The 22,682-nt window shown below is 65.7% G+C and carries 22 protein-coding genes; 7 read left to right on the top strand and 15 right to left on the bottom strand.

All coding sequences use genetic code 11. From position 1 onward, the window contains the following. Positions 1 to 39 precede the first annotated feature (39 nt). The 5 genes from J3U95_RS11865 to cyoA are packed head-to-tail and all read right to left on the bottom strand — an operon-like array spanning position 40 to position 4,877. Entirely contained in the window at positions 40 to 852 is an 813-nt protein-coding gene (locus J3U95_RS11865) for an SURF1 family protein (RefSeq protein WP_208278799.1), read from the bottom strand. Further along, entirely contained in the window at positions 853 to 1,230 is a 378-nt protein-coding gene (gene cyoD / locus J3U95_RS11860) for a cytochrome o ubiquinol oxidase subunit IV (protein WP_208278798.1), read from the bottom strand. After that, positions 1,227 to 1,865 carry a cytochrome o ubiquinol oxidase subunit III gene (gene cyoC, locus J3U95_RS11855; RefSeq protein ID WP_208278797.1) on the bottom strand — a complete coding sequence of 213 codons (639 nt, stop codon included), beginning with the start codon at positions 1,863 to 1,865 and terminating at the stop codon, positions 1,227 to 1,229. Before cyoC ends, cyoD begins: the two co-directional genes overlap by 4 nt. Continuing rightward, a complete protein-coding gene (cyoB, locus tag J3U95_RS11850; RefSeq protein ID WP_208278796.1) occupies positions 1,858 to 3,867 on the bottom strand; it encodes a cytochrome o ubiquinol oxidase subunit I in 2,010 nt (669 codons plus the stop codon). The genes cyoC and cyoB overlap by 8 nt, the downstream gene beginning before the upstream one ends. Positions 3,868 to 3,869: 2 nt before the next feature. Then, a complete protein-coding gene (cyoA, locus tag J3U95_RS11845) occupies positions 3,870 to 4,877 on the bottom strand; it encodes a ubiquinol oxidase subunit II (protein WP_208278795.1) in 1,008 nt (335 codons plus the stop codon). Positions 4,878 to 5,037: 160 nt separating this feature from the next. Between cyoA and J3U95_RS11840 the strand changes: the two genes are divergently transcribed. Further along, positions 5,038 to 6,381: an MFS transporter gene (locus J3U95_RS11840; protein WP_109347773.1), complete on the top strand. Its 1,344-nt coding sequence runs from the start codon at positions 5,038 to 5,040 to the stop codon at positions 6,379 to 6,381. 835 nt (positions 6,382 to 7,216) lie between these two features. Here the strand turns inward: J3U95_RS11840 and J3U95_RS11835 are convergent. From J3U95_RS11835 to J3U95_RS11820, 4 genes are all read right to left on the bottom strand, one after another. Continuing rightward, a complete protein-coding gene (locus J3U95_RS11835; RefSeq protein WP_208278858.1) occupies positions 7,217 to 7,933 on the bottom strand; it encodes an SDR family oxidoreductase in 717 nt (238 codons plus the stop codon). A 100-nt stretch (positions 7,934 to 8,033) separates the two neighbouring features. Then, positions 8,034 to 8,630, bottom strand: a complete 597-nt coding sequence (locus J3U95_RS11830; protein WP_208278794.1) for a TetR/AcrR family transcriptional regulator — start codon at positions 8,628 to 8,630, stop codon at positions 8,034 to 8,036. 64 nt (positions 8,631 to 8,694) lie between these two features. Continuing rightward, complete coding sequence (locus J3U95_RS11825) at positions 8,695 to 9,603, bottom strand: ZIP family metal transporter (RefSeq protein WP_208278793.1); 909 nt, start codon at positions 9,601 to 9,603, stop codon at positions 8,695 to 8,697. A 77-nt stretch (positions 9,604 to 9,680) separates the two neighbouring features. Continuing rightward, the gene (locus J3U95_RS11820; RefSeq protein WP_208278792.1) at positions 9,681 to 10,682 is read right to left on the bottom strand and encodes a manganese catalase family protein; all 1,002 of its coding nucleotides are present in this window, start codon (positions 10,680 to 10,682) and stop codon (positions 9,681 to 9,683) included. A gap of 335 nt (positions 10,683 to 11,017) precedes the next feature. On the opposite strand from J3U95_RS11820, the gene J3U95_RS11815 reads away from it, so the two are divergent. Continuing rightward, on the top strand, positions 11,018 to 11,620 hold the full coding sequence (locus J3U95_RS11815; RefSeq protein ID WP_208278791.1) for a hemerythrin domain-containing protein: 603 nt from the start codon (positions 11,018 to 11,020) through the stop codon (positions 11,618 to 11,620). Between the two features lie 57 nt (positions 11,621 to 11,677). On the opposite strand, the gene J3U95_RS11810 is transcribed toward J3U95_RS11815, so the two are convergent. The 5 genes from J3U95_RS11810 to J3U95_RS11790 all read right to left on the bottom strand — a co-directional run bounded on the left by J3U95_RS11810 (position 11,678) and on the right by J3U95_RS11790 (position 15,997). Continuing rightward, positions 11,678 to 12,709 (bottom strand): patatin-like phospholipase family protein, encoded by a 1,032-nt coding sequence (locus tag J3U95_RS11810; protein WP_229519784.1) that lies wholly within the window; start codon positions 12,707 to 12,709, stop codon positions 11,678 to 11,680. A gap of 67 nt (positions 12,710 to 12,776) precedes the next feature. After that, entirely contained in the window at positions 12,777 to 13,514 is a 738-nt protein-coding gene (locus tag J3U95_RS11805; protein WP_208278789.1) for an LrgB family protein, read from the bottom strand. Beyond that, entirely contained in the window at positions 13,507 to 13,860 is a 354-nt protein-coding gene (locus tag J3U95_RS11800; protein WP_208278788.1) for a CidA/LrgA family protein, read from the bottom strand. The genes J3U95_RS11805 and J3U95_RS11800 overlap by 8 nt, the downstream gene beginning before the upstream one ends. A gap of 100 nt (positions 13,861 to 13,960) precedes the next feature. Next, entirely contained in the window at positions 13,961 to 15,055 is a 1,095-nt protein-coding gene (gene hppD, locus J3U95_RS11795; protein ID WP_208278787.1) for a 4-hydroxyphenylpyruvate dioxygenase, read from the bottom strand. Positions 15,056 to 15,088: 33 nt separating this feature from the next. After that, positions 15,089 to 15,997 (bottom strand): LysR family transcriptional regulator, encoded by a 909-nt coding sequence (locus J3U95_RS11790; RefSeq protein WP_208278786.1) that lies wholly within the window; start codon positions 15,995 to 15,997, stop codon positions 15,089 to 15,091. Between the two features lie 180 nt (positions 15,998 to 16,177). On the opposite strand from J3U95_RS11790, the gene hmgA reads away from it, so the two are divergent. From hmgA to J3U95_RS11765, 5 genes are all read left to right on the top strand, one after another. Beyond that, positions 16,178 to 17,485, top strand: coding sequence for a homogentisate 1,2-dioxygenase (hmgA, locus tag J3U95_RS11785; protein WP_208278785.1), 1,308 nt, complete (start codon positions 16,178 to 16,180; stop codon positions 17,483 to 17,485). Between the two features lie 131 nt (positions 17,486 to 17,616). Continuing rightward, complete coding sequence (locus J3U95_RS11780; RefSeq protein ID WP_208278784.1) at positions 17,617 to 18,942, top strand: hemolysin family protein; 1,326 nt, start codon at positions 17,617 to 17,619, stop codon at positions 18,940 to 18,942. Between the two features lie 129 nt (positions 18,943 to 19,071). Continuing rightward, entirely contained in the window at positions 19,072 to 19,824 is a 753-nt protein-coding gene (locus tag J3U95_RS11775) for an SDR family NAD(P)-dependent oxidoreductase (RefSeq protein ID WP_208278783.1), read from the top strand. 56 nt (positions 19,825 to 19,880) lie between these two features. After that, entirely contained in the window at positions 19,881 to 20,687 is an 807-nt protein-coding gene (locus J3U95_RS11770; RefSeq protein ID WP_208278782.1) for a TlpA disulfide reductase family protein, read from the top strand. 59 nt (positions 20,688 to 20,746) lie between these two features. Continuing rightward, positions 20,747 to 21,448: an MBL fold metallo-hydrolase gene (locus J3U95_RS11765; protein WP_208278781.1), complete on the top strand. Its 702-nt coding sequence runs from the start codon at positions 20,747 to 20,749 to the stop codon at positions 21,446 to 21,448. A gap of 222 nt (positions 21,449 to 21,670) precedes the next feature. Here J3U95_RS11765 and J3U95_RS11760 read toward each other — a convergent pair whose 3' ends face one another. Further along, positions 21,671 to 22,627, bottom strand: a complete 957-nt coding sequence (locus J3U95_RS11760) for an IS1595 family transposase (RefSeq protein WP_370662065.1) — start codon at positions 22,625 to 22,627, stop codon at positions 21,671 to 21,673. Positions 22,628 to 22,682: the final 55 nt, after the last annotated feature.

The raw sequence follows: 22,682 nt of genomic DNA, 5'->3' as shown, positions 1-22,682 counted from the left end.
CTGTACTGCGGTCTGTTGCGGCGCGGCGCGGCCGGCGCCTCAATCGTCGGTATTGCCGCGTCTGGCCTCGTAGCGGGCGACCCACCACGCGGCGGCGGCCACCATCAGGGCCAGAGCATACCAAGTGAGCGCATAGACGAGGTGATTATTTGGGAAAGAAATGACGGTCAGGCCGCCGACCGCGGTTTCCGGCGCGTCCTTCGGGTCCTGGCCCTTGCCGGCGTCGACGAAGAATGGCGCGACTTTTGCGGGATCGAGGCCGCGCGCGGCGGCGATGGCGCCGACTTCGCGCGCGTACCAGCGGTTGTTGACGGGGTCGTTATCGCGCAGGAAACCGCTTTTTGGTTCGGCGATGCGCAGCAAGCCGGTCAGAGCGACCGGCGCGCCGGTGGCGGCCGCGCACGGGTCGCCAGCGGCCTTGTTGGCCGGGTACTGCTGCGCGATATTGCCGCTCGACGGAATGAAACCGCGGTTGACGAGAACGATGTGGCCGTCGTCAAGGCATAACGGCGTGAGCAGCCAGAAACCGGCGCCGAGATCGGACAGCGCTTGCACCGGTGTGGTCAATTCGTAGAGATAGTGGCCCGACAGGCGCACGCGCCGGTATTCGTCGGACTCTCTTGAAACTTGCGGCCATTGCGACGCCAGGGGCGGCGCAACGGGTTCCGCATGAACGCGTGCGTCGACGCGTTCGATCAGGTCCAGTTTCCATTGCAGGCGGAACACCTGCCAGGTTCCCAGACCGGCAAACAGCACGAACAGCAGCAGGGCCGCCACCGCCAGGGCGCGCCGCACGAAGGCGGAGCGCTGAGGATGTGCCGGCACCACCGGCTGTTCGTGCACTACCGCCATTTAGGTCATGTCGTGGGTGCTGTTCGGACCCATGCCAGGCATCATATTGGTGTTCATATGATGCATGACCCAGATCGAACCGGCCATCACGATGACCAGGATGACGATGGTCAGGATCAGCGCCATCATGTTCCAGCCGCCTTCCGCCTTCGAGTTCAAGTGCAGGAAATACATCATCTGCACTATCAGCTGCACGCCGGCGAAGGCGAGGATGACCCACTTGGTCGTTTCAGGCGCCAGGACATTGCCCATCACCAGCCAGAACGGGATGATCGTCAGGATCGCCGACAGCGCGAAGCCGATCATGTAGTCCTTGGCGCTGTAGTGCGTCACGTGGACGTCATGGCCATGGTGGCCGTGGTCGTGGTGGTCGCTCATGGCAGGACTCCCATCAGGTAGACAAAGGTGAAGACGAAGATCCAGATCAGGTCCAGGAAGTGCCAGAACAGCGACAGGCACGACAGGCGACGGAAGTTCTCCGGGGTCAGGCCGTGTTTGCCCAGTTGGAAGAACAGGGTCACCAGCCAGACGATGCCGAAGGTCACGTGCAGGCCGTGGGTGCCAACCAGCGCGAAGAACGCGGTCAGGAAGCCCGAACGCTGCGGACCGGCGCCCATGTGGATCAGGTGCTGGAACTCATAGATCTCCACGCACAGGAAGGCCAGGCCCAGGATGCCGGTGATGACCAGCCACATGCGCGTCTTCGCCAGGTTCTTGGCTTGCGCCGCGATCATGGCGAAGCCGAAGGTCAGCGACGACACCAGCAGGAACGCGGTGTTGAGCGCGATCAGCGGCAGTTCGAACAGCTCGGCGCCGGTCGGACCGCCCGCATAGGCGCGGCCCTGCACCGCATAGGTGGCGAACAGGGACGCGAAGATGAGGCAGTCGCTCATCAGGTAGAGCCAGAAGCCCAGCAGCGTGCCCTGCTCCGGGTGGTGTTCGCGGACGATGTAACGTCCGCTCACGTCGTCGGCGACGCTGCCGCCGGTTACAGATGCGTTAAGTTCAGACATGGCTTTCCAGCATACGGGTACGCGCTTCTTCGGTCCGGGCCACTTCTTCGGCCGGGATGTAGTAGTCACGCTTGTAGTTGAAGGTATGGATGATGATCGCGGCCATCATGGCGACGAATGCCACGATGGTGAACGCCCACATGTGCCAGATGATGCCGAAGCCGACCGCGCACGCGAGCGCGGAGATGATGATGCCGGCGCCGGTATTCTTCGGCATGTGGATCGCCACGAAGTCCTTCAGCGGACGACGGTAGCCGTTCTTCTTCATGTCGGCGAAGGTGTCGTTGTCGTACACCACTGGCGTGAACGCGAAGTTGTAGTCCGGCGGTGGCGACGAGGTCGACCATTCCAGCGTACGGCCTTCCCATGGATCGCCGGTGAAGTCGCGCAGGCGAGCGGTGTTACGGTCGCGATAGCTGACATAGATCTGCATGAGCAGCGCGCCGATACCGCCGGCAATCATCAGGGTGCCCAGGAACGAGATCTGGAACAGCCACTGCACCGAAGGATCGTCGAAGTGGCTCACGCGACGGGTGTAGCCCATGAAGCCCAGGATGTACGGTGGGGTGAAGGCGACCCAGAAGCCGATCGACCACAGCCAGAACGAGACCAGACCCCAGAAACGGTCCAGCTTGTAGCCGAAGGCTTTCGGGAACCAGTAGTTCAGGCCGGCGAAGATGCCGAACACGACGCCACCGATGATCACGTTGTGGAAGTGGGCGATCAGGAACAGAGAGTTGTGCAGCACGAAGTCGGCTGCGGGAATGGCCAGCATGACGCCGGTCATGCCGCCGATGACAAAAGTAAGCATGAACGACACCGTCCACATCATCGGCAGTTCGAAGCGGATGCGGCCGCGGTACATGGTGAACAGCCAGTTGAAGATCTTGGCGCCGGTCGGGATCGAGATGATCATCGTCGTGATGCCGAAGAACGCGTTGACGCTGGCGCCCGAACCCATGGTGAAGAAGTGGTGCAGCCAGACCAGGTACGAGAGCACCATGATGACGCAGGTCGCGTACACCATCGAGGTGTAGCCGAACAGGCGCTTGCCGCAGAAGGTCGAGACGACTTCCGAGAAGATGCCGAAGGCCGGCAGGATCAGGATGTAGACCTCGGGGTGGCCCCAGATCCAGATCAGGTTGACGTACATCATCGGGTTGCCGCCACGATCCGTCGTGAAGAACGCGGTGTCGAGCAGGCGATCCATGCCCAGCATGGCCAGCACGGCGGTCAGGATCGGGAAGGTGACCACGATCAGGATGTTGGTGCACAGCGAGGTCCAGGTGAAGACTGGCATCTTCATCAGGTCCATGCCCGGCGCGCGCATCTTGATGATGGTGACGATCAGGTTGACGCCGGACAGGGTCGTACCGACACCCGCCACCTGCAACGACCAGATGTAATAGTCGACGCCGACGCCCGGACTTGCCAGGATGCCCGACAACGGCGGATACGCCAGCCAGCCGGTACGGCCGAACTCACCCACGAACAGCGAGGCCATCACGAGCACGGCGCCCATTGCGGTCATCCAGAACGAGAAGTTGTTCAGGAACGGGAAAGCCACGTCGCGCGCGCCGATCTGCAGCGGCACCACGTAGTTCATCAGGCCCGTCACGAACGGCATCGCCACGAAGAAGATCATGATCACGCCGTGGGCGGTGAAGACCTGGTCGTAGTGGTGGGGAGGCAGGAAGCCGGCATTGTCGCCGAAGGCGATCGCCTGCTGCGCGCGCATCATGAGCGCATCGGCGAAGCCGCGCAGGAACATGATCAGGCCCAGGATCATGTACATGATCCCGATTTTCTTGTGGTCGATGCTGGTGATCCAGTCTCTCCACAGGGTGCCCCACACGCGGAAGTAGGTGATCAGGCCAAGGAGGGCCAGACCGCCGACGATCACGCCTGCGAAGGTAGCGATCAGAATCGGCTCATGGAACGGGATCGCGTCCCAGCCCAGCCGACCGAAGATGAACTTCGTCAAGTCGAATGATTCTTGCATGATTACTTCATCAAGGTATTAATAGGAGCCACGCACATTTCCAGCGCTTCCGCCAGCTGCGACTTGCCGCCCTGCGACTGCTGGCGGATGGCGGCGGCCATCTGGTTACGCTTCACGTCTTCGTGCATCTGCTGGTTCATGCACATCGAACCTTCCGCGACGCAGCGGTTCAGGATGCGGTTGAACAGCGCCGGCTCGACCTGGCCATAGTGGCGCACGGCCTCCTTGGCGGTCGGCTTTTCCAGCACCAGGTAGTCGGCGCGGTCCAGCACGGCGGTATTGCCCTTCATTTCCTGCACCCAGGTGTTGAACTCTTCGTTGGTGACGCCCTTGTAGGCGAACTTCATGTGCGAGAAGCCGTCGCCGCTGAAGTTGGCCGACAGGCCGTGGTAGTCACCGGTCTTGTTCAGCACCGCGTTCAGCTCCGTCTGCATGCCAGGCATCGTGTAGATCATGCCGGCCAGGGTCGGGATGTAGAACGTGTTCATCACGGTCGACGAGGTCATCTTGAAGCGGATCGGGGTGTCGATCGGGGTCACCAGCTGGTTGACCGAGGCGATGCCCTGCTCCGGGTAGATGAACAGCCATTTCCAGTCAAGCGCCACGACCTGCACCTCGAGGGGCTTGGTCGATGCCGGGATCGGACGGTGTTCGTCCAGGCGGTCGAGCGGACGGTAGGGATCCAGCTTGTGGGTGCTGACCCAGGTGATCAGGCCCAGGACGATGATGATCAGGAGCGGCGCGCCCCAGATGATGAGCTCGAGTTTCGTCGAGTGGTCCCAATCGGGTTCGTACTTCGCGTTGGCGTTCTTGCGATAGCGCCAAGCGAACAGGACGGTCAGGATCATCACGGGAACGATGATCAACAACATCAGGATGACCGATACGGTGATCAGGTCGGCCTGCTGCTTCGCGATATCGCCGGTGGGATTCATCACGACCGTGTTGCAGCCGGCCAGCGCTGCAAGCGGAAGTAATGGTAGTCCGCGGCGGACAATTTTAGGAATCATGCTAGGTATCTAACGTTACATGGAGGGAGAACATGCTACTGTAATGCCAACGGTCGCCAAAGAACATTGGACACATTGTCCCACCTTTGCCGAGGTGCAATTTTTACAACGCATCCTTAAAAAACCGGCGGCCGTGGACATCATCTCTGGAGAACACAATATGCAAAGCACGACGACGTACGGCGGCGCAGGGGCCGCTCCAATCACGCACCCGAACAGCGGTGCGCGCAATATCAACGCCAGGGACGCGCATGTCGATCCCGGTGACATCGCCGTCGGCGTCGTCATCGGCCGCTCGGCGGAATATTTTGAATTCTTCACGTACGCGATCGCGTCCGCCCTGGTCTTCCCGGCGATTTTCTTCCCCTGGGCGGACCGGCTCGACGCCACCCTATATTCATTCGCCATCTTCGCCCTCGCCTTCGTGGCACGACCGATCGGCACGGTCGTGTTCATGGCGATCCAGAAGCGCTGGAGCCGCGACATGAAGCTCGGCATCTCGCTGCTCATGATGGGCACCAGCACTGTCGTCATCGCCATGCTTCCAAGTTATAGCGAGATCGGCGCCACTGCCATCATCCTGCTGGCAGCCTTGCGTATCGCCCAGGGTTTCGCCCAGGGTGGCTCGTGGGACGGACTGCCTTCGCTGCTCGCCCTTAGCGCACCCGAGAACAAGCGCGGATGGTACGCGATGCTCGGACAATTGAGCGCACCGCTTGGTTTCGTGATCGCGGCCGGCATCTTCGCCTTCCTGATCACCTATACGGCGGAAGAAGACTTCCTGACCTGGGGCTGGCGTTTCCCGTTCTTCGTGGCCTTCGCCATCAACGTGGTCGGCACCTTCGCCCGCCTGCGCCTGGCCAGCACGCCCGAGTATTCGCGCCTGCTCGATTCGCATCACCTCGATCCGGCTCCGATCGGTGAACTGGTGAGCAAGCAAGGCAGCAATATCGCCATTGGCGCCATGGCTGCCCTGGCCAGCTACGCCCTGTTCCACCTGGTGACCGTGTTCCCGCTGTCGTGGATCCAGCTCTACGATACCCGCCCGATGGACGAGTTCCTGCACATCCAGATGTGGGGCGCCGGCCTCGCGGCCCTGGCGATGCTGGTCTCGGGCAAGGTCGCCGACAAGCTCGGCCGCCGCACCACCCTCGGCACGGCTGCGGCCCTGATCGCCCTGTATTCGGCCTCGATCCCGTTCCTGATCAATAGCGGCGTGGCCGGCCAGAACGCCTTCATCCTGATCGGCTTCACCCTGCTCGGCTTCTCCTACGGCCAGGCGGCGGGCGCCACCACCTCGAACTTCCAGAAGGGTTTCCGCTACACCGGCGCGGCCCTGACCTCCGACCTCGCCTGGCTGGTCGGCGCGGCCTTCGCCCCGCTGGTCGCCCTCGGCCTGTCGGCCCACTTCGGACTGGGCTACGTCAGCCTCTACCTGCTGTCCGGCGCGGTGGCGTCGCTGGCGGCGCTGAGCCTGAACCGCAAGCTGGAGATTCGCGACTGATAGCTGTCGCGTGACGTGATTTGACGGCGGCCCTGCGGGGCCGCCTCTTTTTTTGGCCCCTGCCTGTCGGGCGGCCTGGTCGCGCGCCGTGCGCCACTCCTGCGGATTGGCCGGCTGCTCGTGTTGGTGGCCGCAGTTCGTGATCCGCTGCTTGCCGTGTTTTTCGATCATGTCGATGCTGGTGGCGGGCGAGCGCTCCGTGATGCAGTAGATGCCGAGCGCCGTCAGGACACGGAAACGGCGCGCGCCGTCGCCGCCATCGTTCACCAGTTCGACGATCCTGGGCGCCTCGTACCACTTGTTCGGCGCCAGGGCGGCGGCTTCCCTGAACTTGTTCGCCATGCGGATCTGCGGGCTGTCCGGCGGGCGACGATGGTCGGCTTGCTGTCCTTGCGCACGGCGCGGTCCATGGCGCCGGCGTCGCGCATGGCCTGCTCGATCATCTGGCGCGCCCCGCCGGCAGCCGGCTCCGCGGCCGGCGCCGTCGCAGTCACGACCTCGGCCGGATCAGCGACCGCAATGGCGTCTCGCGCCGGCGCAGGTGGACCCCGGGGTCAGACCCCGGGGTCAGGTCTGACATTTAGACACGGCCTGAACTTTGCCGCAGATAACCATTGCAGAGGCCGTGTCTAAATGTCAGACCTGACCCCGACGTTGACCCCGACGTTGTTGTGCACGGGCAGCCGCAGCTTGCGCGCCTGCTGCCAGGCGGCCACCAGCGCCGCGTGGATCAGCAGGTGACGACCAGGCCCGCCAGGCGGCTGTTCGGATGTTGGCGCTGTATTCGGGTTGGGTGCATGAGGCCCGAGTATAGCCGGCGCCGGGCGGCAATTACTCACGCATTGTTGCGCCTGACTTCCTCGGTATAGATGCCCGGCACGCTCGACAGCCCGGCCTTCGCCGCCTGGGTGAGTTCATCGATCATGACTTCGTCCGCGCCCGCCTCCAGCGCCGCGTAGCCGCGTTCGACCACCGTGGACGGGGCCAGCTTGGGCAGCGTGATGTCGCGCGTCAGGTCGGTATCGACGAAGCCGACGTGCAGGGCCAGCACCTTGGTGCCCTGCTCGCGCAGCTCGTTGCGCACCGCATTGGTCAGCCCCCAGGCCGCCGACTTCGACACCCCGTAGGCGGCCAGCGCCGAAGAACTGATCCAGCTGGCCACCGACAGCACGTTCAGGAAGGCGCCGCCGCCGTTGCGGGCCAGCACAGGTGCGAAGGCCCGGCTCATGCCCAGGATGCCGAACACATTCGTCTCCAGCATCGCCCGCAGCGAGTCCTCGACCCCATCCGCCAGCACCTGCTGAAAGTGGGCAATGCCGGCATTGTTGATCACCAGGTCGACGTCGCCAAGCTCGCGGGCCGCCGCCGCCACGCTGTGTGGATCCGTGACGTCGAGCCGAACCGGCGTGACGCCGGCCAGCGTGACGCTGGCGGGATCGCGCGCCGCCGCGTACACCTTTCTAGCGCCGCGCGCGAGCGCCTGGCGGGCGAATTCGAGGCCCAGGCCGCGGTTGGCGCCGGTGACGAGGACGGTGGCATTGTCGAGTTTCATGGCATTCCCTTTCTGGTTGATGGCGTCATGGAATATGATGCTCATCATATTCTAGTCCAGAAGAATCGGCCGCGTACTGACAGGGCCGGATCTTGGGAGACTAGCGTAGGTATTGGGCCAGCAAGGCTTGCCGGCTGGCCGCCAGCATCGCGCTGCCCTGCTGCTCGGGGCCGAAGGTGCGCGCGATCTGCAGGGCACCGACCATGGCGCCGGCCAACGCGAGGGCCAGGCCAGCGGCATCCCCGCCGATGCGCCCTTCTGCTTCCAGCGCCGCCTCGACTTGCCGCACCAGCCGCTCGATGCGGCCGCGCGCGACCTCGCGCAGCGCCGCTTCCTGGCGCGCCATTTCCGAGCCGAGCGCACCGACCACGCAGCCCAGGCCCGCTTCATGGGCGGCCAGGTGTTCGTCGGACAGGTAGACCGTGACCAGCGCCGCCAGCGGACCGGCGCCCTCCTCGCGCAAGGCCGCCGCGCGGTGGTCGAGATTGGCGGCGGATGCCGCATCGGCATGCTCGAGCGCCTCGACCAGCAAGGCTTCGCGCGAGTCGAAGTGGGCATAGAAGCCGCCGTGGGTCAGGCCGGCGCCCTTCATGACGTCGGCCACGCCGACGCCCGCGAAACCGTTGCGGCGCAGCGCGCGCGCCGCGACGTCGAGGATGCGCTGGTGGGTTTGTTCCCGTTTGGAGGGGATGGTCATGCCGTGATTGCAGGGATGGGATGATCTTTATCCTACGACCATCCCACCATGGTGGTCAACCGTCTCAGGACAGCGCCGTGTCGAGCACGGTCATCAGGATGAAACCGAAGATCAGCGCGATGCTGGCCTGGGTGCCGTTGCCCGACTGGCGCGATTCGGGGATCACGTCGTTGACGATCACCAGCAGCATGGCGCCGGCGGCGGCGGCCAGCGCATATGGCAGCAAGCCGCCCGAGATGCCGATGAGGGCCACGCCGAACACGGCGGCGATCGGCTCGACCAGGCCAGAGGCCACGCCCATGCCGACCGCGGTCAGGCGGCTGTAGCCGACGGCGTGCAGCGCCAGGGCCACCACCAAGCCCTCTGGCACGTCCTGGATCGACACGCCGGTGGCGAGCGAGGTGGCCTTCTCGACGTCGATGCCGGCGAAGGCCACGCCGATGGCCAGCCCTTCGGGCAGGTTGTGCAGGGCCACGGCCCACACGAACAGCCAGGCGCGGCGCAGCGACACTTTGTCGGGCTCGTTGGACAGGATGCCCTCGGTGCGCACCGCGCGGCCGAGCAGCAGGATGGCGCCGGCGCCGAACATGATGCCGGCGCCGACCATGAGGCTCGATTCCCAGTTGCCGGCGCCGGCCGTCTTGGCCGCGCTCAGGGCCGGGATCACGAGGGAGAAGGCGGTGGCGCCCAGCATGACGCCGGCGCCGAAGCCGAGGAAGCAATCGTAGGTACGCTTGGTGAAATTCTGGGCGAACAGCACCGGCAAGGTGCCCAGCGCGGTCGCCGCCGCCGCCGTGCTGCCGCCGGCCAGGGCCGCCAGCATCTTGGGATTGGCATTCATGATCTGCTCGATCATGCTGCCGAGCAGGACGAGGAAGCCGATGGCGCAAATGCCGAAACCGATGGCGCGGCGTGGGGTCAGCCAGCGCGGAAGGCCACGAGGGTGGTTGCTCTTGTCGGTTTGGATATCCATGCATCTTCCTGTAAAAGACCGCGCTGTCTGCCGCGTGACGCGACAGACAGCGTGACGGGTCTTGCTTCAGCGGCCAGTTACTTCAGCGGCTTGCCACTGCCCATCGGGTTGCCCATACCGGTATCGTCGAGCGGACCGCCCTTGGAGCCGACGTTGGCGTCGCCCATGGCATTACCGCCCGATCCACCCATCGTACCACCAGTTGCCGATTGCATCATGCCCAATTCGGAGCCGGTACGCGGCGTGGCCGAGGGATCGGACATGGTGCGCATGGCCATCTGCTTGAGCACGTCGATGTCGCCGGTCGGCAGGGCCACTTCGGCCTCGCCGGAGCCGCCGTCGACGGCCATCTGCTTCTCGCGGTCGCTGATGAAGTCCCAGTCGGCGCCCTGGTTCCAGGCGCCGCGCACCTCGCCCGGGCCCTGCGACATATTGTAGTAAACGCTGGCGAAGGCCGGCACCACCGGCATCTTGCCCGGCGGGAAGTTCGGCTCCATCGCGTACAGCGCCTTCTCGAATGACTTCATGTGCGCCACTTCGCGCGTCATCAGGAAGCCCAGCGCCTCTTTTACACCGGGGTCGTCGGTCAGCGCGATCAGGCGCTCATAGACTATCTTGGCGCGCGCCTCGGCCGCGATGTTCGAGCGCAGGTCGGCGGTCGGCTCGGTGATCGAGTCGATATAGGCGGCGGTCCAGGGCACGCCGGCCGAGTTGGTCAGGGGGGCGCCGGCGCCGTACAGCACTTGCGTGATGTGGCTGTCGTTGCCGGGCCCGGTGATGGCGCGGTACATATCGGCCTCGCTGTCGATGGCCTCGGCCAGGCGCCCCTTGGCGCCCTTGTTCAGCATGGCCACGATGTGGCCGATCACCTCGAGGTGGCTCAGCTCCTCGGTCGCGATATCGAACAGCATGTCCTTGCGGCCTGGATCGTCTTCGGCGACGGCCTGGGTAAAGTAACGCATGGCCGCAGCCAGCTCGCCCTGTGGTCCGCCGAACTGCTCGAGCATGAGGTTGGCCAGGGCCGGATTCGGCTCGCTGACGCGGACTGTATATTGCAAGCGCTTGTTGTGTGCAAACATGACAGGGTTCTCCGATTGAAGTGAAACTCCGACAGCCACGCGATCTGCGTGCGCTGCCGCTGAAGCGGCTACCGCCGGGACCGGTAGCTCGATGACGTCCATGTTCTCAGGTCGGCCGTAGGAGTGCAGTCAGGAGCGCTCCCGTGTCCGTGTAGGACAATTGTGACAATCTGTTATTCCAGATAAACAATCCTCCGGTCAAGCCGGGTTTGCCATCTCAAGCGTGCGGGCGCTTGGGCCGGTCACTGACAGGCGTCCGGCGCGCGCGCCTACAGTCATGCCGTGCCGGCCCGGACTACCATATTGTTCAAACAATCACGAACGGGGGTATTACCATGAATCTCAAGCAACTGAGCCCTACCATCACCGACATGATTCGCTTCGATCACTCGCACGTGATGGTCACCTTCCACCAGTACTCGAAGGACAAGAGCCCGACCGTCAAGAAGGCGTTGGCCGACACCATCTGCGATGGCCTGGAAATCCATGCCACCCTCGAGGAAGAAATCTTCTATCCCGTCATGCGCCGGCGCGACGGCAGCGAACCCTTCATCCACGAAGCCGAGCCCGAGCATGATGAAATGCGCCGCCTGATCGCCGAACTGCGCGCCACCTCCGGCGCCGATCCGCGCCACGACGACCTGGTGATGGAATTGATGCGCGACGTGATGCACCACGTGGCGGAAGAAGAGACCAAGCTGTTGCCGGACGCCGAGGCGATCCTGGGCAAGCAGCGCCTGTCGGAGATGGGCGCCGAGATGACGCGCCGCCGCATGCAGCTGGTGGGACCGAAAGCCGGCAGGCTGGCCAAGGAACACATCGTCGGTTTCTCGGGCAGCACCGCCGCGATGGTGGTCGGCGTGGCCGGCGCCCTGCTGGCGGCATTCGCGCTCAAGCCGAAGAAGGACACCTGGAAGACGCAGCCGGCGAATTCCTGACGCCAGGGGCGCCTGCCCACACGACGCCGCCGCTCGCGAGACCGGCGGCGTCGCCGTTTACATCTGGTCGGGGAAGAATGCCGGCGTCAGATCGAGCGTCGACCTCACCCCGATCTGGGCGCCCTGCTCCTTCAGCCAACGCTCGGCCGACTGCACGCCCTGGTCGTGCAGCATCTGCAGGAAAGGCATTTCGGCGTTGAACTTGGCCGAGATGCCGTGGTCGTTCAGGTATTCGTTGCCGCTGATCAGGTGCAAGTGCATCGTGTTGGGCGTCATACCGGCGCCGCGCCCCTCGTCCGGCACGCCGTTCAGGTATTGCAGGGCGCTGACTTCGCGCACGAAACTGATGTTGAAGGCGAGTTCGTTGGCCCGGTTGGCGATGTCGGCCATGGTGCGCGGCATGTCGCTGCGCGCGATCGGGTTGTTCTGGATGATGATCACGTCGCTCGCCGCCGAGTGCTTCATCAGCGGCGCCAGCGGCGGATTGGCGACATAGCTGCCGTCCCAGTACATCTCGCCGTCCACCTCGACCGCAGCGAACACGGTCGGCAGGCAGGCCGAGGCCACCAGCCGCTGGGCATCCATCTCTTCGCGCCGGAACAGCTTGCCAGCGCCGGTGCGCACATTGGTGGCGGCAATGAACAATTGCAGTTCCTCGCAGTCCCGCACCCGCTCGAAGTCGATCGTCGCCGACAGAAAGTTGCGCAGCGGGTTGAGCGTCACCGGCCCCTCGCGCACCGGCCCGGCCATGGCGCCGGCCAGCTCCAGCAGATGGTAGACCGGCGAGAACTCCATCGTGAAGGTGGGCGCCATGCGGTCCAGCGGCGTGCGCTGCAGGGGGCTCAGAGTGGCGGTGCCGCCGAGGGTGCGCCAGAACCTGTCGAGCGCCTTGCGGGCGCCTTCGCGTCCTCCGCCGCGGGCGTAGCCGTCGGCCACCACCACCGCATTGATCGCGCCGGCGCTCGAGCCGCTCAGGGCGTCGATGACCAGGTCTTCTTCCTGCAGAAGCCGGTCGAGCACGCCCCAACCGAAGGCGCCGTAGGTTCCCCCGCCCTGGATGGCGAGGCTGATCGTCTTGTAGGTCGTCAAAATCCGCTCCATCGTGATTGATGGAGCGAGATTAACGCGGCGCCCGATGTTGCGGCGCAGCGTAGCCTCAGGACATCCAGGCCATCACGAGCGGCACCAGCCAGGGAGCCAGCAGCGCCGTCAGCGCGCCGTTCAAGCCCATCGCCAGGCCGGCGAAGGCGCCCATCTCGGGGCTGACCTGGAAGGCGCGCGCCGTGCCGATGCCGTGCGAGGCCAGGCCCAGCGCAAAACCGCAGGCGGCATCCGAACGGATACGCAGCAGCATGAAGACGTAGCGCCCGAACACGGCGCCGAAGATGCCGGTGCCGATCACCAGCGCCGCGGTCAGCGCCGGGATGCCGCCGAGCCGCTCGGACACCGCCATCGCGATCGGCGAAGTGGCCGATTTCGGCCCCAGTGTGGTCGCCAGTTCCGGCGTGGCGCCGAGCAGCAGCGCCACGACCACCGCCGACACGATCGCCGTCACGCTGCCGGCCAAGAGCGCGGCGCCCAGCGGCAAGGCCGCGCGCCGCAGGCGCGGCACCTGGCGCACCAATGGCACCGCCAGCGCCACGGTGGCCGGGCCCAGTAAAAAGTGGACGAACTGGGCGCCGGCAAAGTAGCGCTCATACGACATGCCGGTGAGCCACAACACCGCGACAATCAGCGCGACCGCGATCGCCACCGGATTGGCCAGCGGCGACGCCTTGCACAAGACAAAAATGCGTTGCGCCGCCAGGTAGGCGCACAGGGTCATGGTCAGGCCCAGCAGGGGTGAGGCGGAAAGATAGACCCAGAAATGGCTGAACTCGGCGAAATCAGGCATCGCCGTCCTTCCTGGCGTCGCCCATCCCGCGCAGGATCAGGCCGGTCACGGCCAGGGCCAGCACGGTGCTGACCACCACCGAGGCCAGGATCGCGATCCAGTGGCCGCTGCCGCTGCCGGCCGCGACCAGGATGCCGACGCCGGCCGGCACGAACAGCAGCGACAGGTGCGACAGCAGCATATTGGCGGCCTGCTCGACCAGCGCCTGGAGCTTCGGCATGGCCAGCAGCGCCACCATCAACAGGAGCATCCCGGCGACCGGCCCCGGCAAGGGAAGATGGAAGACGAACACGATGCCTTCGCCCAGGCACTGGAACAACAACAGGACCGCGAACGCAGCCAGCATAACCAACTCCCGACACGACAAGGCGGCCACGCGGGCCGCCAGAAAGTGTACAGGATAGCAAATCCGGCGCCGCCGCGTGCGCGCGCCGCCGCTCGCAATGTCAGGCCTCGGCCGTGGCCCCCGCCCCGGCGATCGCGCCGCGCTTGACCTGGTCGCGCTCGATCGACTCGAACAAGGCCTTGAAGTTGCCTTCGCCGAAGCCGTCGTCTCCCTTGCGCTGGATGAACTCGAAGAACACGGGACCCAGTTGCGGTACGCCGAAGATCTGCACCAGCAGGCGCGCATGGCCGTCCTTGACGGCGCCGTCGAGCAGCAGGCCGCGCACTTTCAGCGCGTCGGCGTCCTGGCCGTGGCCCGGGATGCGCTCGTCCAGCATCTCGTAATAGGTATCCGGCGGTGGCGCCATCAGCGGCACGCCGGCGGCGCGCAGCTTGTCGACGGTGGCGATCAGGTCGTCGGTCAGCAGGGCGATGTGCTGGATGCCTTCGCCGTTGAACTGCATCAGGAATTCCTCGATCTGGCCGCCGCCCGCCTTGCCCTCTTCGTTCAGCGGGATGCGGATCATGCCGTCAGGCGCCGTCATCGCCTTCGAGGTCAGGCCGGTGTACTCGCCCTTGATGTCGAAGTAGCGGATCTCGCGGAAGTTGAACAGCTTCTCGTAGAAGCCGGCCCAGTAGGCCATGCGGCCGCGGTAGACGTTGTGGGTCAGGTGGTCGATGATGGCCAGGCCGTGGCCCACCGGGTTGCGGTCGACGCCTTCGATGAATTCGAAATCGATGTCATAGATCGACTTGCCCTCTTCGAAGCGGTCGATCAGATACAGCGGGGCGCCACCGATGCCCTTGATGGCCGGCAGGCGCAATTCCATCGGGCCGGTCGGGATCTCGACCGCCTGGGCGCCCAGCTCCAGGGCGCGCGCATAGGCCTTGTGCGCGTCCTTGACGCGGAAGGCCATGCCGCAGGCCGACGGGCCGTGCTCGGCCGCGAAATACTCGGCATAGCTTTTCGGCTCGTTGTTGACGATGAAGTTGATGCCGCCCTGGCGGAACAGGGCCACGTCCTTCGAGCGGTGGGTCGCCACCTTGGTGAAGCCCAGCGCCTCGAATACCGGCTCCAGCACGCCCGGCGTGGGCGATGCGAACTCGACGAACTCGAAGCCCATCAGGCCCATCGGATTTTCGAACAGGTCTGCCATTGTCTCTTCCTTTAGTTAAGCATTGTTGTTGACTCACGTTTCCGCGAACACGTCGGCCAGGAGACCCCGCAACCACTGGTTGCCCGGATCCTGGTTGAAGCGGCGGTGCCAGAAAATATTCGTTTGCAGCGGCGGCAGGTCGAGCGGCGGCGTCGCCCATTCGAGCCCGAACGGCGCGGCCGCGCGCTCGGCCAGCTTTTGCGGCACCGTCACGACCAGGTCGCTGGTGCTCACGATATACGGCACCGCGGTGAAATGCGGCACCCGAAAGCGCGTCGCCTGCCCGATCCCGGCCCTGGCCAGCGCCGCGTTCACCCGGTCGTAGGGACTGTCGGCGGCATCGACCAGCAGATGCTCGGCTTGCGCGAAGCGCGCCAGGGTCAGCTCGCCGCGCGCCAGCGGGTGCCCCTTGCGGAACATCGCCACGAACGGCTGGCGAAACAGGTGGCGCTGGTACAGCGCCTCGGAGACGTCCTCGAACGGCCCCACCGCCAGGTCGACCCGGCCGCCTTCCATCTCCTCCTTGAGCGACACCATTCCCACCCGCACCGAGCTGATCTCGACGTTGGGCGCCAGCTGGCGGCAGCGCTCGATCAGGGTGGGCATGAAATACACTTCGCCGACGTCGGTCATGGCCAGCATGAAGCGCCGGTTGCTGGTGGCCTGCTCGAAGCGGCTGCGCTGGTTCAGCGCCAGCGCCACCTGCGCCATCGCGGCCCCGATCGGCTCGGCCATCTGGCTCGCCAGCGGGGTCGGCTGCATGCCGCTGGCGGTGCGCACGAACAGCTCGTCGCCGAAACTGCGCCGCAGCCGCGCGAGCGCATTGCTGACGGCCGACTGCGACAGCCCCAGGCGCCGTGCGGCCGACGAGATCTGGCGTTCCCTGTATACCTCCTGGAAGACGGACAGCAGGTTGAGGTCGATATCGTGTGCTTCGATCATGGATTTCCCGGGCTGCCGGCCTGGCCGGCAATAGAAACGCATTGTCCACGCCCAGACGGTCGCCCGAACAGCAATATTTATGATATGAATAGTCTACATTTTTCTATTCATCTCGTAAAACATGGCGGATTATTCTAGAGTGGCGCCATCAAAGATACTATCTACCGTCCAGGAGACCCCATGAGCCACGAGCCCGGCCATCCGTCAGCCTATATGAGCGGTTTCGGCAATGAGTTCGCCACCGAAGCCCTGCCCGGCGCCCTGCCGAAGCACCGCAATTCGCCGCAACGCGTGGCCTATGGCCTGTATGCCGAGCAGCTGTCCGGCACCGCCTTCACCGCCCCGCGCGGCCATAACCGGCGCTCGTGGCTGTACCGCATCCGTCCGGCAGCCGTGCACGGCAGCTTCGCGCCGCTGGACGCCCCGCGCCTGGTGGGCCGCTTCGACACCCCTGCCCCGCCGAACCAGCTGCGCTGGAGCCCGCTGCCGATGCCGGATGCGCCGACCGACTTCATCGACGGCTGGGTGACGATGGCCGGCAACGGCTCTGCCGAGGCAATGAGCGGCTGCGCCATCCATATGTACGCGGCCAACCGCCCGATGGATGGCCGTTATTTCTATGATTCGGACGGCGAACTCCTGATCGTGCCGCAGCTCGGTCGCCTGTCGATCGCGACCGAACTGGGCCTGCTCGAGGTGGAACCGCAGGAAATCGCCGTAATCCCGCGCGGCCTGCGCTTCCAGGTGATGCTGCCCGACGGCGAGGCGCGCGGCTATATCTGCGAGAACTTCGGCGCCTTGCTGCGACTGCCCGACCTGGGTCCGCTCGGTTCCAACGGCCTGGCCAATCCGCGCGATTTCCTCACGCCGACGGCGCGCTACGAAGACCTGGAAGGCGAATTCGAGCTGGTGACCAAGTTCGGCGGCCGCCTGTGGCGCGCCCCGATCGGCCACTCGCCGCTGGACGTCGTGGCCTGGCACGGCAACTACGTGCCCTATAAATACGACCTGCGCCATTTCAATACGATCGGCTCGATCAGCTACGACCACCCGGATCCGTCGATTTTCCTGGTGCTGCAGTCGCCGTCGGACACGCCGGGCGTGGACACGATCGACTTCGTGATCTTCCCGCCGCGCTGGCTGGCGGCCGAGGACACCTTCCGCCCGCCCTGGTTCCACCGCAACGTGGCCAGCGAATTCATGGGCCTGATCCACGGCGCCTACGACGCCAAGGCCGAGGGCTTCGTGCCGGGCGGCGCCAGCATCCACAACTGCATGAGCGGACACGGCCCGGACGCCGCCACCTTCGACAAGGCGAGCAGCCTTGATACCAGCCGCCCGCACAAGGTGGGCGACACCATGGCCTTCATGTTCGAGACCCGCGCCGCGCTCGTGCCGACCGCGCAGGCGCTGGCCTCGCCCCAGCTGCAGGGCGATTACCAGCAGTGCTGGGCCGGCATCCGCAAGCACTTCCGGCTCGAGCCGTAATAAGGTAGTCGGCACGCAGCGCACGCTGCGGTATTCCCGGATTTTGTCATTTATGCCATGATTCGCGGGCAGGCCATGGTGGCCTGCCCGGCCACGGCCCGGCACGACCGGTCATGGGGCAAGAGCCCAGCATGTCAGACATATTGATCATCCTCGTTCTGATCCTCTTGAACGGGGTGTTCGCGATGAGCGAACTCGCGCTCGTCTCCGCCAAGCGCATGCGCCTGGAACGGCGCGCCGAAGAAGGCAGCCGCGGCGCCCGCACCGCCATCGCGCTGGCCGACAATCCCAGTCATTTCCTGTCCACGGTCCAGGTGGGCATCACCCTGATCGGTATCTTCACCGGCGCCTTCGGCGAAGCCTCGCTGGTGTCGCGCCTGGCGCCGCAGATCGAGACCGTCGGCTTCCTGGCGCCCTACGCCTACGAAATCGCGCTGTTCGTCGTGGTGCTGAGCATCACCTTTGCCTCGATCATCCTGGGCGAGCTGGTGCCCAAGCGCATCGCGATGCGCCATCCGGAGACGATGGCGACCCTCATTGCCCCGCCGCTGAACATGCTGTCGGTGATCATGTCGCCGTTCGTCAAGGTGCTGTCGCTGACCACCGAGGCGATCGTGCGGCTGTTCGGCATCCACGACGCCAAGGAAGATGCGCCGACCGAGGAAGACATCGCCGGCATGTTCAAGGAAGGCACCGACGCCGGCCTGTTCGAGAAGACCGAGTACGACATCGTCTCGCGCGCGCTGCGCCTGGACGACCGCCACCTGAAGGCCCTCATGACGCCGCGGGTCGACCTGGTCATGATCGACCTCGACGCCGAGCGGCGCGACATCCTGGAGCTCATCAGCTGCCACACCTACAGCCGCTTCCCCGTGTACCGCGGCGATCGGGCCCAGATCCTGGGCTATGTGAAGGTGCGCGACCTGCTGGCGCAGTCGGTGCGCCATGGCTCGCTGGAGGCGGTCAATATCGCGCATGCGGTCTCCGATATCCTGTTCGTGCCCGAGACCGTGAGCGCCATGGTGCTGCTCGAGCTGTTCAAGAAGAACCGCGCCGAGCTGGCCCTGATCGTCGACGAGTACGGCGACATCCAGGGCATGGTCACCCTGTCCGACGTGATGAGCGCCCTGGTGGGCGACGTCACCGTGATCGGCGAGGAGAACGATCCGGACGCGGTCCAGCGCCAGGACGGCAGCTGGCTGCTCGACGGCGGCGTGGACCTCGACCGCTTCCGCGACCTGATGAATACCGACGTGCGCTTCCCGGACGAAGGAACCGGGGCGTACCACACGCTGGCCGGCTTCGTGCTGTACCAGTTCGGCTACATTCCCAAGACCTCCGAATTCTTCGAATGGGGCGGCTACCGGATCGAGGTGGTCGACATGGACGGCAACCGCATCGACCGCATTCTGGTGGACCGCTTGCCCGCGCCGCAGCCGGTCGCCGAGCAGGCCTGATCTTCCCTCTTTCCGAGGAGAGAGGCCGGCGCCGCGATGTCACGCCAGCGGCTCCTGGCTCGTCTGGATGGATGTGAGGTCCACGAACGATCGTGGGCGGTCACGCATCCAACACAGCAGGAGAGCACCATGCAGCACAAGAAGGATATCGTCGTCTTGATCACGGGCGGCGCCGCCGGCATCGGCCGCGCCGCGGCGCTTCAATTTGCACAGGGCGGCGCGCGCGTCGTCGTCACCGGCCGGCGCGAGGCGCCGCTCCAGGCCCTCGCCGCCGAACACCCAGGCATCGGCTATGTGGTCGCGGACGCCGGCAAGGCCGAGGACGCGCCGCGCACGATCGCCGCCGTCATCGAACGCCATGGCCGCCTCGACGTCCTGGTCAACAATGCCGGGGCCGGCGCCATCCTGCCCCTGGCAGACGCAGATGCCGCGCAGGTCCGCGACATCTTCGAGGTCAACGTCATCGGCCCGTCGCTGCTGGCGCGCGCCGCGCTGCCGCACCTGGAGGCGTCGCGGGGCGTCATCCTCAACCTGTCGTCCACCTTCGGCCACAAGGCCGGCGCGCTGCTGTCCCACTACGGCGCCAGCAAGGCCGCGGTGGAACACCTGACGCGCTGCTGGGCCCTCGAACTGGCGCCGCGCGGCATCCGCGTCAACGCGATCGCCGCCGGACCGACAGAGACCGACTTCCTGGCCGAGCGGATGGGACTCACGCCGGAGCAGATCCAGGCCGTGAAGGCCGATGAAGCGGCGCGCATTCCGCTGGGCCGGCGCGGCGAGCCCGCCGACGTCGCTGCCGCGATCGTGGCCCTGGCCGGCCCGATGGGCGGGTGGATCACCGGCCAGGTGTTCGCGGTCGACGGCGGCCTGAACATCGCCTAGCGCGCCGCGCCCGGCGAGCACGTATACTTGCGCTTTTGGATAGCACAAGGATCGGCATGGACGTCGTCAGGCTTGGCCCCCTCATCATTCCGCTGTCGGCCGTGCTGGTCGTGCTCGCCCTGCTGGCGGCGACCACCACGGCCGACTGGCTGCGCCGCCGGCGCGGCTTCGACGCCGGCACGGTGCTGTGGCGGATGATCGTGGCGGGCTTCGTCGCCGCGCGCGCCGTGTTCGTGCTCAAGCACCACGATATCTACGTCAAGGCGCCATGGAGCGCGCTGGACATCCGCGACGGCGGCTTCGAACCGGTGGCCGGCCTGGTCGTCGCCTGCGTGATCGGCGCCGAACTGACCCGGCGCCGCGCCGAGCTGCGCCGCCCGCTGCTGGCCAGCGTGCTGGCCGGCGGCGCGGTCTGGATCGGCGGCCTGCTGGCCGCACAGGCGCTGGCGCCGCCGCGGCCGCCCCTGCCCGACCTGGTGGTGCGCCAGCTCGACGGCAGCGAGGTGCTGCTCCGCAGCCTGGGCGGCAGGCCGCTGGTGGTCAATCTATGGGCCACCTGGTGTCCGCCCTGCCGGCGCGAGATGCCCGCCATGCAGGCGGCGCAGGCGGCCAACCCGGACATCGGCTTCGTGTTCGTGAACCAGGGCGAATCGGGCACGGTGGTGCGGCGCTTCCTGGCTACCCAGCAGCTGCGCCTGCAGAACGTCGTGATCGATCCGGCCGGCCAGCTCGCGGCGCGCACCGGCGCCGCCGGCTATCCGACCACCCTGTTCTACGACGCCGAAGGCAAGCTGCGGCTGCGTCACGTCGGCGAGCTGTCGGAAGCGACGCTAAAGGACAAGCTGGCGAGCCTGCGGCCATGAGCCGGCTACCCGCCACGAGCGACTTGTGGTAAAACATCGCGGCAACCGAGGAGATGTCTATGCAAGTCAATCCGATCCAGCTGTTCGACGCCGAATCGTCGACGTTTACTTATATCCTGGCCGCGCCGGGCAGCTATGACGCCGTGATCATCGACCCGGTCGACCGCCATTTCACGCGCGACCTGGCGCATATCGAGCGCCTCGGCCTGCGCCTGACCCACGTGCTGGAAACCCACGCCCATGCCGACCACGTGACCTCGGCCGGCCGCCTGCGCGAGCATACGGGGGCCAAGGCCTGCGTGCCGAGCGGCTGCGACATCCCGCCGGCCGAAGTGCAGCTGCAGGACGGCGACCAGATCCGCTTCGGGCTGCACGAGCACATCGCGGTGATCCACACGCCCGGCCACACGGCCGGCAGCATGTGTTATCTGTGGCGCGGCAACCTGTTTACCGGCGATACCCTGCTGATCGACGGCTGCGGCCGCACCGACTTCCAGAGCGGAAGTTCGGAGAGCCTGTACGACAGCGTCACCCGCAAGCTGTTCGTCCTGGACGACCATGTGCGGGTATGGCCCGGCCACGACTACAAGGGCCAGTCGGTATCGACCATCGGCTGGGAGCGGCGCCACAATGCGCGCCTGGCCAACCGCAGCCGCGAGGATTTCATCGCCCTGATGGCCGCGCTCGACCTGCCGCGCCCACGGATGATGGATGTCGCCGTGCCGGCAAACCGCAATCTCGGCCTGCCGCACAGCGTGTAATGCATCAGTAGCGCCAGGTGCGCTTGGGCGCCGGCGGGCGCTTCATGACCTTCGTTTGAAACTGTTTCCAGATCAGGCCCGCCAAGGCCATCATGATCATCTTGCGCATCATTTCTCCTCTATGGTGGTCGGCGACATGCCGTTGCCGCCAGCATAGCCCGAGGCCGTAGTTGGCGGCGCAGGTTTGGGCGCTGTTCGCGTTATTTCGGCACACGGCTCGGATCAGTCTGCTTTTACTGCTGCCACCAGCAGTTGACTCGGCGTAACTAAACTGCCCGCGTCAAGCACCCGCCTCCAGCCCGAGTAGCGGATCAGATAACGGCTGGCGATTCCATGAAAATGCACCAGCCAGCGCTTGAAGCGGCTGTGCCAGCCATTTACATGGTTCAGGTGGACCGCGCCGCGCGCCCGTTCGCCGGCGCGCAGGTTGATGGCTTCGTGGGCGATGCCATGGCGCCTGGCGAACCCGCGATAAACGATGGCGCCGTCGCTGATCAGGAGCGAGTCCGGCGCCAGCGCCGGCCCCAGGCACCGATCGAGCTCGGCGCCCGTGACCGGCCCGCGCCCGCAGTGGAAATCCAGCGCTGCGCCGCCGCGCTCGCAAGCCACCAGCAGGCAGTCGTGGTCGCGGCCGATTCCCCGGTGGCTGGCCACGCCACCCCGCCGCCGCGCCGGCCGTGTCAGCTGGCGCGCCCCCTTTTGCGATTCCAGAAGATAGGTTTCGTCCGCTTCGACCATGCCCGCCAGGCGCGCCGCTCGCTCGTGCGTGAACCCGGCCACCATCCGGTGCCGCCAGCGAAAACTGGTGGTGCGGTGCACCTGGACGGCGCCGGCGCTGGCGCGCACGGTACGCGAATCCAGCAGGCACTGCAGGTAATCGAGCCAATGTTCTTTCTTGCGCAGGTGTGCCAGCGGTGTCCCACTCAGGGCGTTATAGCTGCGCCCGCAAGCCAGGCAGCGCCAGCGCTGCAGGCCGCTGGCACGCCCACAGCGGTGAAAACGTGCACCGCCGCAGCGGGGGCAGCATTTTCCGACGACCGCCTGTTCAATGAGCGCGATGCAATTGGCCGTAGCGTCGGCTGCATCGTCGACCGTGGCCAGCCAGGTGCGCAGCTGTGAGCGTTCTCGATGGTCCAGCGGGGTGCCGCGCAAGGCGGCAAACAATGTACCGAAATCCAAAATAGCCATGGCCGCCTCTTTCGGATGACTCGACAGTACTGAGACCGGGCTGGGC

Origin of the sequence: Massilia oculi, from assembly GCF_017582745.1 — a bacterium.
Taxonomy (GTDB): Bacteria; Pseudomonadota; Gammaproteobacteria; order Burkholderiales; family Burkholderiaceae_D; genus Telluria; species Telluria oculi_A.
This window is presented reverse-complemented; position numbering and strand designations above follow the sequence as displayed.